This is a genomic window from Nonomuraea sp. NPDC051298 (assembly GCF_055586305.1).
The window spans coordinates 86,063-99,217 of record NZ_JBVJIM010000006.1; the positions used below are offsets into that span (position 1 = coordinate 86,063).

General features: G+C 72.0%; 17 protein-coding genes. 9 read left to right on the plus strand and 8 right to left on the minus strand.

Annotated elements, in window-relative coordinates:
* Positions 1–19: 19 nt before the first annotated feature.
* From ACZ6S0_RS19940 to era, 4 genes are read left to right on the plus strand one after another with little or no spacing between them, the layout of a single operon-like run.
* Positions 20–652, plus strand: coding sequence for a hypothetical protein (locus ACZ6S0_RS19940; RefSeq protein WP_465919504.1), 633 nt, complete (start codon positions 20–22; stop codon positions 650–652).
* A gap of 9 nt (positions 653–661) precedes the next feature.
* Complete coding sequence (locus tag ACZ6S0_RS19945; RefSeq protein ID WP_465919507.1) at positions 662–973, plus strand: cytidine deaminase; 312 nt, start codon at positions 662–664, stop codon at positions 971–973.
* 1 nt (position 974) lies between these two features.
* Positions 975–1,457, plus strand: a complete 483-nt coding sequence (locus ACZ6S0_RS19950) for an NUDIX domain-containing protein (protein ID WP_465919510.1) — start codon at positions 975–977, stop codon at positions 1,455–1,457.
* Positions 1,458–1,475: 18 nt separating this feature from the next.
* A complete protein-coding gene (gene era, locus ACZ6S0_RS19955) occupies positions 1,476–2,384 on the plus strand; it encodes a GTPase Era (protein WP_425568746.1) in 909 nt (302 codons plus the stop codon).
* 132 nt (positions 2,385–2,516) lie between these two features.
* On the opposite strand, the gene ACZ6S0_RS19960 is transcribed toward era, so the two are convergent.
* The 7 genes from ACZ6S0_RS19960 to ACZ6S0_RS19990 are packed head-to-tail and all read right to left on the minus strand — an operon-like array spanning position 2,517 to position 7,702.
* Positions 2,517–2,987, minus strand: coding sequence for a hypothetical protein (locus ACZ6S0_RS19960; RefSeq protein WP_465919513.1), 471 nt, complete (start codon positions 2,985–2,987; stop codon positions 2,517–2,519).
* A 53-nt stretch (positions 2,988–3,040) separates the two neighbouring features.
* Positions 3,041–3,838, minus strand: coding sequence for an urease accessory protein UreD (locus tag ACZ6S0_RS19965; protein WP_465919516.1), 798 nt, complete (start codon positions 3,836–3,838; stop codon positions 3,041–3,043).
* Positions 3,835–4,509 (minus strand): urease accessory protein UreG, encoded by a 675-nt coding sequence (gene ureG, locus ACZ6S0_RS19970; RefSeq protein ID WP_344891933.1) that lies wholly within the window; start codon positions 4,507–4,509, stop codon positions 3,835–3,837. Before ureG ends, ACZ6S0_RS19965 begins: the two co-directional genes overlap by 4 nt.
* A 14-nt stretch (positions 4,510–4,523) precedes the next feature.
* Positions 4,524–5,366 (minus strand): urease accessory protein UreF, encoded by an 843-nt coding sequence (locus ACZ6S0_RS19975; protein WP_465919521.1) that lies wholly within the window; start codon positions 5,364–5,366, stop codon positions 4,524–4,526.
* A complete protein-coding gene (locus tag ACZ6S0_RS19980; RefSeq protein ID WP_465919524.1) occupies positions 5,366–7,099 on the minus strand; it encodes an urease subunit alpha in 1,734 nt (577 codons plus the stop codon). Before ACZ6S0_RS19980 ends, ACZ6S0_RS19975 begins: the two co-directional genes overlap by 1 nt.
* A complete protein-coding gene (locus ACZ6S0_RS19985; RefSeq protein ID WP_465919526.1) occupies positions 7,092–7,403 on the minus strand; it encodes an urease subunit beta in 312 nt (103 codons plus the stop codon). The genes ACZ6S0_RS19980 and ACZ6S0_RS19985 overlap by 8 nt, the downstream gene beginning before the upstream one ends.
* Positions 7,400–7,702, minus strand: a complete 303-nt coding sequence (locus ACZ6S0_RS19990) for an urease subunit gamma (RefSeq protein WP_465919530.1) — start codon at positions 7,700–7,702, stop codon at positions 7,400–7,402. Before ACZ6S0_RS19990 ends, ACZ6S0_RS19985 begins: the two co-directional genes overlap by 4 nt.
* 198 nt (positions 7,703–7,900) lie before the next feature.
* On the opposite strand from ACZ6S0_RS19990, the gene urtA reads away from it, so the two are divergent.
* From urtA to urtE, 5 genes are read left to right on the plus strand one after another with little or no spacing between them, the layout of a single operon-like run.
* A complete protein-coding gene (gene urtA / locus ACZ6S0_RS19995) occupies positions 7,901–9,109 on the plus strand; it encodes an urea ABC transporter substrate-binding protein (RefSeq protein WP_465919534.1) in 1,209 nt (402 codons plus the stop codon).
* The gene (gene urtB, locus ACZ6S0_RS20000) at positions 9,109–9,957 is read left to right on the plus strand and encodes an urea ABC transporter permease subunit UrtB (RefSeq protein ID WP_465920296.1); all 849 of its coding nucleotides are present in this window, start codon (positions 9,109–9,111) and stop codon (positions 9,955–9,957) included. Before urtA ends, urtB begins: the two co-directional genes overlap by 1 nt.
* Positions 9,954–10,985: an urea ABC transporter permease subunit UrtC gene (gene urtC, locus ACZ6S0_RS20005; protein ID WP_465919536.1), complete on the plus strand. Its 1,032-nt coding sequence runs from the start codon at positions 9,954–9,956 to the stop codon at positions 10,983–10,985. The genes urtB and urtC overlap by 4 nt, the downstream gene beginning before the upstream one ends.
* Positions 10,969–11,718 (plus strand): urea ABC transporter ATP-binding protein UrtD, encoded by a 750-nt coding sequence (urtD, locus tag ACZ6S0_RS20010; protein WP_344891954.1) that lies wholly within the window; start codon positions 10,969–10,971, stop codon positions 11,716–11,718. The genes urtC and urtD overlap by 17 nt, the downstream gene beginning before the upstream one ends.
* Positions 11,696–12,385 carry an urea ABC transporter ATP-binding subunit UrtE gene (gene urtE / locus ACZ6S0_RS20015; protein WP_465919538.1) on the plus strand — a complete coding sequence of 230 codons (690 nt, stop codon included), beginning with the start codon at positions 11,696–11,698 and terminating at the stop codon, positions 12,383–12,385. The genes urtD and urtE overlap by 23 nt, the downstream gene beginning before the upstream one ends.
* A gap of 25 nt (positions 12,386–12,410) precedes the next feature.
* Here the strand turns inward: urtE and ACZ6S0_RS20020 are convergent, their stop codons facing one another.
* Complete coding sequence (locus ACZ6S0_RS20020) at positions 12,411–13,133, minus strand: Mut7-C RNAse domain-containing protein (RefSeq protein ID WP_465919539.1); 723 nt, start codon at positions 13,131–13,133, stop codon at positions 12,411–12,413.
* Positions 13,134–13,155 lie beyond the last annotated feature (22 nt).

Sequence of the window (13,155 nt, forward strand, 5' to 3'; positions counted from 1 at the left end):
CTGTCGTCCAGGGGGGATCATGAACCGCAAACCAGGGATCGTCGCCTGCGCGCTGCTGACCGGCCTCCTGGCGGGATGCGGCGGCGGGGGAGCAGGAAGCTTCCTCGACGCGCAGGCCATGGCGCAGTTGCGCGAGGCGCTCAGCAAGGAGCCGCCCTTGCCGGACGGCTTCACCGTACGGCCGGAGCAGGCGTGGCGGGTGCCGTTCGCGCAGGCGGACCGGAACTGCGTGGCCATGCTGGAGCCCGCGGGCGGACGGCCCCCGGGGCAATCGCTGACCGCGCAGGCCGCCGTCAGCTACCAGGGCTACGAGCTGGGGGAGCAGGCCGGGGTGGGGCTGGCCAGGTACGCCGGCCGCGAGGCCGCCGGGCACCTCGACGACCTCGCAGGGGCGATGGACGACTGCCGCCACGTCCACACCTCCAACGGCACGGACCTGCGGCTGGAGCCGTTCGAGGTCGACGACGCCGGGGACGAGGCCGTGGGGGCGCGGATGCGCGGACGGCTGAACGGCTACCCGTACGCGATGGACGTCGTGCTCTCGCGGGTCGGCGACACGCTGGTGTCGGTCGTGCACACGGGCATGAACGACGTGGACGCCGCCCGTACCAGGAAGGTGGTCGAGGCGGCCATTTCCATGGTCAGCACCTAACCTGGTTGAGTGAATCCTGAAGACAGCAAGATCATCACGCTGGCCCGGGCCGCCAGGGCGCGCAACGGCTCCGCGGAAGGGGCGGCCGTGCGCGACGAGACCGGCCGCACCTACTCCGCGACGAACGTGGGCCTGTCCGCGCTGACGCTGTCGGCGGTGCAGGTGGCGGTGGCCATGGCGATCTCCAGCGGCGCCCGCTCGCTGGAGGCGGTGGCGCTGGTGAGCGAGGGCGACCCGAGCCCCGCCGACGAGGCCGTGGCCGCCGAGCTGGGCGCGGGCAAGCTGCTCGTGGCCGGTCCCGACGGCACGCTGCGGGGCTGACATGCCGATGTCCCCCTTCCTGGCGAGGTTGCGGGAGCTGGTCGGCTCCGAGCTGCTCGTGCTGCCGTCGGTGTCCGCGTTCGTGTTCGACGACGACGGCCGGTTGCTGCTGGCCCGGCACGGCGACGTGGGCCTGTGGGCCGCGCCCGGCGGCGGCGTCGACCCCGACGAGCGCCCCGAGGAGGCCGTGGCCAGAGAGCTGCGGGAGGAGCTCGGCGTCGAGATCGAGATCCGCGGCCTGATCGGCGTGTACGGCGGCCCCGAGTTCCGCACGCTCTACCCCAACGGGCACCAGGTCGCCTACGTCATCACGGCCTACGGCTGCGTGCTGGCCCCCGGTTCGCCGCGGCCGGAGCCCGACGGGGTGGAGATCAACGACGTCCGGTGGACGTCCGAGGCCGAGCTGCCCGCGCTCGAAACCACCTCGTGGATGCCCGGCGTGGCGCCCCTGGCCTACGCGTGGTGGCGTGAACACCGCCATTGATGGGCCACAATGCACTATGTGACTTCGCCAGACAGCCATCGCGCCGGATTCGCCTGTTTCGTGGGGAGGCCGAACGTCGGCAAGTCCACGCTGATGAACGCCCTGGTCGGCACGAAAGTGGCGATCACCTCGTCCAAGCCGCAGACGACCCGGCGCGTCATCAGGGGCATCGTGCACCGTCCCGACGCCCAGCTCGTCATCGTCGACACGCCCGGCCTGCACCGGCCGCGCACGCTGCTCGGCGAACGGCTCGACAGCCTGGTGCTGTCGACGCTGACCGAGGTCGACGCGATCGGCTTCTGCGTGCCGGCCAACGAGCCCATCGGTAAGGGTGACCGGTTCATCGCCGACAAGCTGTCGGCGGTGCGCAAGACGCCGGTCGTCGCCGTGGTGACCAAGTGCGACCTGGTCGGCAAGGAGCAGGTCGCCGAGCAGTTGCTGGCGGTGTCGCAGGTGGCGGAGTTCGCCGCGATCGTGCCGGTGTCGGCGCAGTCGGGCGACCAGCTCGACGTGCTGGCCGACGTGCTGATCGAGCACATGCCGGAGTCGCCGCCGCTCTACGAGGACGGCCGGCTCACCGACGAGCCGGAGCAGGTGCTGGTGGGAGAGCTGATCAGGGAGGCGGCGCTGGAGGGCGTACGCGACGAGCTGCCGCACTCGATCGCCGTGGTCGTCGACGAGATGCTGCCCCGCGAGGGGCGTGACGACCTGCTGGACATCTACGCCCACATGTTCGTGGAGCGGCCCTCGCAGAAGGCGATCGTCATCGGGCACAAGGGCGAGCGGCTGCGCGAGGTGGGCACCAAGGCCCGCGCGCAGATCGAGGCGCTGCTCGGCACGCGGGTCTACCTCGATCTGCGCATCAGCGTCGCCAAGGACTGGCAGCGCGATCCCAAGCAACTGCGCCGGCTGGGCTTCTACGACTGAGCCACGCGCCCCTTTGAGCCACGCGCCCCTTTGAGCGACGCGGCCCTTTGAGCCACGCGACCCGTCAGCCGCGTCGGACGAGCGCCGGGTACGACCCGTCAGCCGCGTCCGTCCAGTGCCGCGATCGGCCCCTCAGGCGCGTCGGACCAGTGCCGCGACCGACAGCAGGACGATCGCCAGGGCGCAGGCCAGCGCGCCGAACCAGCCCGCCCTGACCACCGGCTCGATCGACAACAGGTCGCCGAGGTCGACGGAGACCCGGTCGCGCAGCCCGCTGCCCCCGGCCACGAACATCACCAGCGACAGCACCGCCACCCCGCCCGGCACCGCGGCCAGGGCGGCGAGCCTCGGGTGGGCGAGCAGGCCGGCCAGCCCGCAGCCCACTGCCGCCAGCCCGGCCACCAGCGTGTAGACGCCGAACGCGTCGTCGATCCCGCGTACGTCACCGGTCACGCCGACGCCGATGAGGTCGCTGGTCGCCTGGAGCCCGGCCCACGGCAGCACTGCGCAGCACACGAGCAGGACGCCACCGGCCATCACGGCCAGCGCGTAGCCACGGTGGACCCTCGGCCGGGCGGGCGTGGGGATGAGGTCATCGGCCACCCGATCACTGTATGCCGGGGGCGCCCCGCCCACCACCGTACGCAACGCAGTCGTCACCGTGGCGCGGCGGGCTCCGCCCCCGGTTCCAGGGTCGTGCGCTCGCCCCACTCCAGGCGGGAACGCAGCAGTACGGCGTCGTCGGCCAGGGCGGACACCAGCGTGCCCGCCGCCGCGGGGCCGGCCAGCGGCAGCACCGCCACGCCCGCGGCCACGGCAGGCTCCTTGGCGGTCGCGGTCAGGAAGGTGGTGCCGACGCAGCGCGCGGAACCGTACACGGCGGGGGAGGCGTCGAGTTCGGGGTCGCCGACCGTGAACTCCTGCCTGAGCAGCGGCAGGCCGTCGCGGGTGACGTCGAAGCGGGCGTGGCAGCGGCCGGCCGCCTCGCCGTGACGGCCGAGGACGATCTCCTCGCGCCAGAGCACGCTCGCGCCGGGCTCCAGCGCGAGGCGTACCAGGAGGCGGTGTTCGCAGCCGGCGGCCAGCACGGTGGGCTCGGGCGTGAACCGCAGCGTGGCGCCCGCCCCGACGTGGGCGGTGACCAGCAGCTCGGACGCGCCCTCGCCGGGCAGGACCAGCGTGGCGGCGACCGAGCCCAGCTCCAGCGTGGTGCGCGGGGCGAGGCTCAGGTCGAGCCGGAGCCGGTCGCCGCCGAGCGGGCCCGCCGCGGTGGAGACGAGGTGGACGGTGACCGGGCCCGTCTGGCGCAGCGTCAGCGGGGGCGCGGAGGCCAGGCGGCCGATCATCGTACGGCCGTCGTCCGCCCGCGCGGTCGCCACCGCGGCGCTCGCCCGCATGGCGCGCCGCCCGCGGTGCGTGCCCCGGAGCACGCAGGTCGTGGCGGGAGGCGTCACGAGACCGGGGCCGCGTGGCTGTGTGACCAGGCCAGCACCTGCTCGGACACCCAGTCGGCGACCGTCTCGGCGGACGGGTCATGCCTGATCGAGGTGAACAGCACCGGCCGCGCACCGCGTACGGCCGCCGCGTCGCGGGCCATCACGTCCAGGTCGGCGCCCACCATCGGGGCCAGGTCGGTCTTGTTGACCACCAGCAGGTCGGCCGACGTGACGCCGGGGCCGCCCTTGCGCGGCACCTTGTCACCGCCCGACACGTCGAGGACGAAGATCTGCCGGTCGGCCAGCCCGCGGCTGAACGTGGCCGTCAGGTTGTCGCCCCCGCTCTCCACGATCACCAGGTCGAGCGGGCCGAAGCGGTATTCCAGGGTCTCGACGGCGTCGAGGTTCGCGGCAATGTCGTCGCGGATGGCGGTGTGGGGGCAGCAGCCGGTCTCGACGGCGAGGATGCGCTCCTCGTCGAGGACGCCCGTGCGGCGCAGGAAGTCGGCGTCCTCGGTGGTGTAGATGTCGTTCGTCACCACGCCCAGGGAGAGCCGCGGGCCGAGCGTGCGGCACAGGGCGGCCACGAGGGCCGTCTTGCCGCTGCCCACCGGGCCGCCCACGCCGAGGCGCAGTGCCCGGCCGCGGCCGTCGGGGGCGTGGTGGTGGTCGTCGTGGTAGGCGCCCATGTCAAAGGTCCTTTCTAGGAGACGAACAGCCTGACCTCGGCCCGCGCGTGCTGCTCGGCGAGCAGGTCGAGGCCGGGTGCCGAGTGCGCGGGCAGCGCCCCCCAGCGGGAGGCCCAATGGGAGGACCAGTGGGAGGTGGGGTCGGGGCCGGCGGCGAGGTCGAGTCCGCAGGCGGCGACGGACAGGCAGGCTTGGGCGGCGACGGCGGTGAGGTCGGGGGTCAGCTCGGCCAGCAGGGCGTGCACGGCGACCGGGTCGAGGCCCAGCAGCCGGACCGCCGCCGTGGCCGGGCCGCTGACCGCCTGGTAGGCCGCCGCCAGCGCCGCCTCCTCGGGTGTGGCGCCCGCGGCGTGCGCCGCCGCGCCGAGCGCGATCGGGTGGTGCGGGTTCGGCACGTCCAGCGCCAGCCGGTCCAGCACGGGTGACGGCCAGACGCGGCGGGCGACGCGGAGCAGCAGCCTGCCCTGCGTCCTGGACGCCTCCCGCTGGGCGGGCGCGGCGGTGCGCGCGTCCGCCTCCGCGTCCAGCAACGCCCAGTCCGGCCCTGTCCGGTCTGGCCCCGTCCGGTCTGGTGCTGTCCGGTCCGGTACGGCGTTCGGCATCGCCAGGTCGGACGCGCCGTCCGGTGCCGAGACGGTCGGTGTGGCGGCTGCCTCGGCGCAGGCGGCGGCGGTCAGCGCGGTGGCGACGAGGCCCGCGGTGTGCAGCCGCCCCCGGAGGAACGACCGCAGCGTCGGCACGTCGTGCACGGCCCCGGACGCGACGGCACGCTCGGCGCCGCCCGAGTGGGCGTGCCCGCCCGCCGGGAGCCGGGAGTCGGTGAGCAGCAGCAGGGCAGGTGTCATCGGAGTGCTCATCAGAACAGGAAGTACCGCTGGGCCATGGGCAGGGTGGTGACGGGGTCGGGCTCGACGAGTTCGCCGTCGATGCGGACCTCGAAGGTGTCGGATGCCACCTCGATCATCGGCATCGCGTCGTTGAGCGGCATCGACGCCTTCCCCCGCCGCCGTACGTCCGCCACCGGGGCCAGGCGGCGCCGTACGGACAGCCGGTCGGCCAGCCCCGACTCCAGCGCCAGTGGCGAGACGAAGTGCAGCGAGGTGGCCGCCGCCGTGACCGGGGAGGCGCCGAACATGGGACGGGGCAGCACCGGCTGCGGCGTCGGGATCGAGGCGTTGGCGTCGCCCATCTGCGCCCAGGCGACCACCCCGCCCTTGAGCACCAGGTCGGGTTTGACCCCGAAGAAGGCCGGGTCCCACAGGACGAGGTCGGCGAGCTTGCCGCGTTCGACGGAGCCCAGCTCGGCGTCCAGGCCGTGGGCGACGGCGGGGCAGATCGTGTACTTGGCGATGTAGCGGCGGGCGCGCAGGTTGTCGGCCGGGCCCGCCGCCGCGTCGCCGAGCGGGCCGCGGCGGGCCTTCATGACGTGCGCGGTCTGCCACGTGCGGATGATCGTCTCGCCGATCCGGCCCATGGCCTGCGAGTCGGAGCCGATCATCGAGATCGCCCCGAGGTCGTGCAGCACGTCTTCCGCGGCCATGGTGCCGGGCCGGATGCGCGACTCGGCGAAGGCCAGGTCCTCAGGGATGGACGGGTTGAGGTGGTGGCAGACCATCAGCATGTCGAGGTGCTCGTCGAGCGTGTTGACGGTGTGCGGCCTGGTGGGGTTGGTGGAGGAGGGCAGGATGTTGGGGCGGCCGGCCACCCGGATGATGTCGGGCGCGTGCCCGCCGCCGGCCCCTTCTGTGTGGTACGCGTGGATCATCCGGTCGTCGATGGCCTTGAGCGTCGACTCGACGAAGCCGGCCTCGTTCAGCGTGTCGGTGTGGATGGTGACCTGCACGCCCGTGGCGTCGGCGACGCGCAGGCAGGCGTCGATGGCGGCGGGCGTGGTGCCCCAGTCTTCGTGCAGTTTGAAGCCGGAGGCCCCCGCTTCGAGCTGTTCGAGCAGGCCCTCCTCGCTGACGGTGTTGCCCTTGCCGAGCAGGGCGAAGTTCAGCGGGTAGGCGTCGAGCGACTCCAGCATCCGGCCGAGGTACCACGCGCCGGTGACGGTGGTGGCCTTGGTGCCCTCGACGGGCCCGGTGCCGCCGCCGACGATCGTGGTGACGCCCGACGCGATGGCCACGTCGAGGAGCTGCGGGCAGATCAGGTGGACGTGCGAGTCGACGGCCCCGGCGGTGAGGATCTTGCCGTTGCCCGCCAGCACCTCCGTGGAGGGCCCGATGACGATGTCGACGCCGTCCATCGTGTCGGGGTTGCCCGCCTTGCCGATGGCGAGGATCCGGCCGTCGCGAATGCCGATGTCGGCCTTGACCACCCCCCAGTGGTCGAGGATGACCGCCCCGGTGACGACCAGGTCGGGCGCGCCCTCGGCGCGGGTCGTACGGGCCTGGCCCATGGACTCGCGGATGACCTTGCCGCCGCCGAAGACGGCCTCGTCGCCGGGACCGGCCGGTCCGATGGACAGGTCGTCGGTGACCTCGATGAACAGGTCGGTGTCGGCCAGCCGGATCCGGTCGCCGGTCGTGGGGCCGTACAGGGCCGCGTAGCGGGCGCGCGAGATCCGGGCCCCGGCGCTGTCAGTCATCGAGCGGCCCCGCCCACTCCGGACGCAGGCCCGGCACCACCCGGTTCCCGGCCAGCGGGACCAGCGTCACGTCACGTTCGACGCCCGGCTCGAACCTGACCGCGGTCCCCGCGGGCACGTCGAGCCGCCTGCCCCAGGCCGCCTTCCTGTCGAACTCCAGGCCGGGGTTGGCCGCCGCGAAGTGGTAGTGCGAGCCCACCTGTACGGGCCGGTCGGCCGTGTTGACCACGCGCACCGTGACCCGCTCGCGCCCCGGGTTGAGCGCGATGGGCCCGTCGGGGTGGGTGTAGCTGCCCGGGATCACGGGATGGGCCTGTGCACGGTGACCAGCTTCGTACCGTCGGGGAACGTGGCCTCGATCTGCACGCTCTGCAGCATCTCCGGCACGCCCTCCATGACGTCGGCCCGGCCGAGCACCGACCGGCCCGCCTCCATCAGGTCGGCCACGCTGCGCCCGTCTCTGGCGCCCTCCATGAGGAACGAGGCGATGACGGCGGTGGCCTCCGGATGGTTGAGCCGCAGGCCCCGTGACCTGCGCTCGCGCGCCACCCCGGCGGCGACGTGGATGAGCAGCCGCTCCTGCTCGTGTGAGGTAAGCCGCATGGCCGGACCATAGGAACCGGCCGTTACCTCGCTGTTGCCGCAGCGTGTCGTGTCGGTTTCACCCTCGGGCGAACGCCGATGTGTCCGATTATGTGCGATTGTGAAACTTTGGCAATAGCCAATTAACCATTGAGATCTTTCGGGGAAATGCCGCGGAGTCACCTTTCTGGCAGTAGTGGTCGGCAGGAAGGAACGGCTTTGCGCATCTCCCGCCCGATAGTCTCCGCGCTCCTCGTATCAGCTCTGGCGGCGTGCGGATCCGGGGCAGGACCCGCCGCCCCGTCGAACGAGATCAAGGTCGGCCTCCTGCACTCCCTCAGCGGCACGATGGCCATCAGCGAGGTCACCGTGCGCGACGCCGAACTGCTCGCCATCGACGAGATCAACAAGGCGGGCGGCGTGCTCGGCAAGAAGCTCGTGCCGGTCGTCGAGGACGGCGCCTCCGACTGGCCCACGTTCGCCGAGAAGGCCACGAAGCTGATCAGGCAGGACAAGGTCGCCACCGTCTTCGGCGGCTGGACCTCGGCCAGCAGGAAGGCGATGCTGCCGGTCTTCGAACGGTACAAGGCGCTCCTGTGGTACCCCGTGCAGTACGAGGGGCTCGAAAGCTCGCCGTACATCTTCTACACCGGCGCCACCACCAACCAGCAGATCATCCCCGGCCTCGACTACCTGAAGGAGCAGGGCAAGAAGACGTTGTTCCTGGTGGGCAGCGACTACGTCTTCCCGCGGACGGCCAACAAGATCATCAAAGCGTACGCGGCGGCGAACGGGATGCGAGTGCTCGGCGAGGAGTACACGCCCCTCGGCCACACCGAATACTCCACGCTGGTCAACAAGGTCGTGCAGGCCAAGCCGGACGCCGTCTTCAACACCCTGAACGGCGACAGCAACGTCGCCTTCTTCAAACAGCTCAAGAGCGCGGGAGCCACGGCCGAGGCCATGCCCGTGCTCTCGGTGAGCGTGGCCGAGGAGGAGGTCACCGGCATCGGCGTGGACAACATCGCCGGGCACCCCGTCGCCTGGAACTACTACCAGACCACCGACACCCCGGCCAACCAGGCGTTCGTCAAGGCGTACAAGGCCGCGTACGGGCCGGACAAGGTCACCTCCGACCCCATGGAGGCCGGCTACAACGCCGTCTACCTGTGGGCCGAGGCCGTCAAGAAGGCCGGCAGCACCGAGGTCGAGGCGGTCAGGAAGGCCGCGCCCGGCATCGCGCTCGAACGTCCAGAAGGGCTGGTCACCATCGACGGCGAGAACCAGCACATGTACAAGACCGCCCGCATCGGCATCATCCAGCCCGACGGCCTGATCAAACAGGTCTGGGACTCCGGCGCGCCGATCAAGCCGGACCCCTACCTCAAGGGCTACCCGTGGGCGAGCGGCCTGGCGGCGGGCCAGTGATGTCGGCCTTCGCCAACCAGCTCCCCATCGGGCTGTCGATCGGGGCGGTGCTGCTGCTGATCGCGCTCGGCCTGACGTTCACGTTCGGGCAGATGGGCGTGATCAACATGGCGCACGGCGAGTTCATCATGGCCGGGGCCTACACCGCGTTCCTGCTGCAGGACCTCGTCCTGGCCCTGCCCGCGGCGTTCCTGGTCGCCGGGATCATGGGGCTGATCCTGGAGCGGGCCGCGATCAGGCACTTCTACGGCAGGCCGATGGACACGCTGCTGCTGACCTGGGGCGTCAGCCTGGTGCTGCAGCAGCTCGCCCGCGACGTGTTCGGCGCCCCGAACGTCCAGGTGCCCGCCCCCTCGTGGCTGTCGGGCGGGGTGGGCATCCTGCCCTACAACCGGCTGTTCATCATGGCGCTCGCGGTGGCGGGCGTGGTGGCGGTCTGGGCGTACCTCACGCGGACCGGGCTTGGGCGCAGGACGCAGGCCGTGGTGCAGAACCGGCAGCTCGCCGCCACCAGCGGGATCGACACCGGCCGGGTGGACATGCTGACGTTCTTCATCGGGTCGGGGCTGGCGGGCGTGGCCGGGGTCGCGCTCACCCTCATCGGGCCCGTCGGGCCGGCGCTCGGCACGTACTACATCGTGGACGCGTTCCTGGTGGTCGTGGCGGGCGGGCTCGGGCAACTGCGCGGGGCGGTGTTCGCGGCGGCTGGGCTGGGGCTGCTGAACTCCTACGCCGAGTTCTGGTCGGACGCCTCGCTGGCCAAGGTGCTCGTGTTCGCCGTCGTCATCGGGTTCCTCCAGATCAGGCCGCAAGGGCTGGTCGTGCTGAGATCGCGGGTGCTCACATGACGAGGGCGGCGATCAGGCGGCATCTGCCGTTCGCGACCGTGGCGTTGATCGCGCTGGTGGCCGCGCCGCTGCTGCTGGAGCCGTTCCGGCTGGGGCTGCTGGCCAAGTACCTGTGCTACGCGATCGTCGCGCTCGGGATCGGCCTGGCCTGGGGTCAGGGCGGCATGCTCACGCTCGGCCAGGGGGTCTTCTTCGGGCTCGGCGGCTACTCCATGGCCATGTACCTCAAGCTCACCGAGGCCGGCGGCGGGCTGCCCGACTTCATGGTCTGGAGCGGGGTGGAGAGGCTGCCCGCGCTGTGGGCGCCGTTCGCCAACCCCGTCTTCGCGCTGAGCATGGCGGTCGTCGGGCCCGTGCTGCTGGCGCTGATCCTGGGCACGCTGGTGTTCAGGCAGCGCGTACGCGGGGCGTACTTCGCGATCCTCACCCAGGCGCTGGCCGCCGCGACGGTCATCCTGCTGGTCGGGCAGCAGGGGCTCACCGGCGGCACCAACGGCATGACCAACTTCTTCGAGCTGTTCGGGCAGGACCTGGCCGAGGACTCCACGCAGCGCGGCCTCTACCTGGTGGTGGCCGTCGTCCTCGGGGTGCTCTACCTGGCCACCCGGCAGCTCGTGAACAGCCGGTACGGCCGCCTGCTGGCCGCCGTACGCGACGGTGAGGACCGGGTGCGCTTCCTCGGCTACGACCCGGCCCTGGTCAAGACCGTCACCTTCGCCGCCTCCGCGGGCATGGCCGGGCTGGCGGGGGCGCTGTTCGTGCCCGTCGTCGGCATCATCTCGCCCGCGCTGCTCGGCGTCGTGCCCTCGCTGGAGCTGGTCGTCGCGGTGGCCGTGGGCGGGCGGCACGTGCTGGCCGGGGCCGTGCTGGGGGCCGTCGTCATGGCCTACGCCAAGACGACGTTCAGCGAGCAGTTCGCCGACGGCTGGCTCTACCTGCAAGGTGCCCTGTTCATCCTGGTCATGACGCTTGCCCCGAAGGGCGTCGCGGGCATCCTGGGGAGGTTGCGCCATGCTCGAACTCCGTGACGTCCAGGTCGTGTTCGACGGCTTCCGCGCGCTCGACGGCGTCGACCTGACCGTGCCAGAGGGGGAGCTGCGCTTCCTCATCGGGCCCAACGGGGCCGGCAAGACCACGCTCATCGACGTGATCACCGGGCTGACCCGGCCGGCGGCGGGCAGCGTGCGGTTCGGCGGCCAGGACCTGGTCGGGCGGAAGGAGCACCAGATCGTCCGGATGGGCGTCGGCCGCACGTTCCAGACGTCCGTGGTGTTCGAGGCGCTCACCGTGATCGAGAACCTCGACCTGGCCGCGAGCTTCCGCAAGCCGCTGTGGTCGCTGGCCAGGCGGCGCAGGGGCGTCTCGGAGGCCGTCGAGGAGGCCCTGGCCAGGACAGGGCTGGAAGAACTCGCCGAGCGTTCGGCCGGCGTTCTCTCGCACGGCCAGCGCCAGTGGCTCGAGATCGGGATGCTGCTGGCGCAGCGGCCGAGACTGCTGCTCCTGGACGAGCCGGTGGCGGGCATGTCCAAGGACGAACGCGAGCGCACGGGCGAGCTGCTCACGCGGATCGCCGACGATCACACGGTGGTCGTGGTCGAGCACGACATGGAGTTCCTGCGGCGGCACGCCTCCGCGGTCACCGTGTTGCACGAGGGCAGGGTGCTCGTGGAGGGGTCGGTCGACCAGATCAGCGCCGACCCCCGGGTGCAGGAGGTCTATCTGGGGAGGAGGACCGGCGATGCTGTCGGTAACCGGCCTTGAGTCGGGGTACGGGAGGGCGCGCGTCCTGTTCGGGGTGTCGGTGGAGGTGGGGCAGGGGCAGCTCGTGTGCGTCATGGGACGCAACGGCGTCGGCAAGACCACGCTGCTCAACACGGTCATGGGGGTGCTGCCCGCCACCGCGGGCACGGTGACGTTCGACGGCCGCGACGTCACCCGGCTCAAGCCGCACGAGCGCGTACGCCTCGGCATGGGCTACGTGCCCCAGGGCCACCAGTGCTTCCCGCAGCTCTCGGTCCTGGGCAACCTGCTGGTGACCGCCGAGGCCGCCAAGCAGCCCAGAGGCGTCATAGACGAGGCCCTGGAGCTGTTCCCCGCGCTCGAGCCGCTGCTCAAGCGCAGTGCCGGGCACCTGTCGGGCGGCCAGCAGCAGCAGCTCGCCATGGCGCGCGCCCTGGTGACCCGGCCCAGGATGCTCATACTCGACGAGCCCACCGAGGGCATCCAGCCGTCGATCATCCTGGAGATCGAGGCGGCCATCGAGCGGCTGCACGCCTCGGGGCTGGCCGTGCTGCTGGTGGAGCAGTACCTGGACCTCGCGCTGCGGCTGGCCGACACGTTCGTGATCCTCGACGGCGGGCACGTCGTGCGCTCGGGGACGGCCGAGGACCTGCACCGGGAGGACGTCCAGCGGCTGCTGGCCGTGTGAGCGCCCCCGCCGCGGGTGGCGGGGGTCACGCGGTCCAGGCCCTGGCCGTCCTGACGATCTCCTCCAGGTGGCCGCTGTGGGCGCCGTGCCAGTAGACCTGGCCGCAGACGGCGCAGCGGCCGTAGACGTCGTAGCTGCGCCGGGTGCCCGCCGCCAGCAACGGCTCGACCTCGCCCTTCCGCACCGCCAGCAGCTCGCCGTTGCAGGCCGTGCACCGGGTCCACGGGCGCAGCGGCGGGGCGAAGCGTTCGAGCAGGTCGCGGAGCTGGTCGGTGGGGGCGGAGCCGCGGACGTAGGCGCCCAGCCACAGCGCGCGGCGGCGCAACAGGCCGCGGTCCTGCGTGAGCAGCACCCGCCGCTCCTCGTTGGCCTGCACCACCAGCGCCGGGTCGTCCATGTCGTTGTGGTAGGCGGCGTCGATGCCCAGCAGGCGCAGCCGCCGCGCCAGCGTGCCCAGGTGCACGTCCAGCAGGAAACGCGGCTCCTCGGGCAGTTGCTGCGGACGCGGCACCGGCTGCACGTCGACCACGTCGCCGGGAACGAGCTGGTGCGCGGGCGGCACGCCCCGGCCGTTGACCACCATGGGACCCACCTCGGTGAGCGGCACGCCGAGCGACTCGACGTGGTGCCCGAGCGTGGAGGTGCCGTCGGGGGTCACCTCCTGCCACTCCTGGCGGCGGGCCACGGGCAGGAACATCCTCAGCTCTGGGGAGATGCGCAGGCGGGCGATGGTCGGCACATTGTCCATTCTGCTCCACGGGATAGCGTGA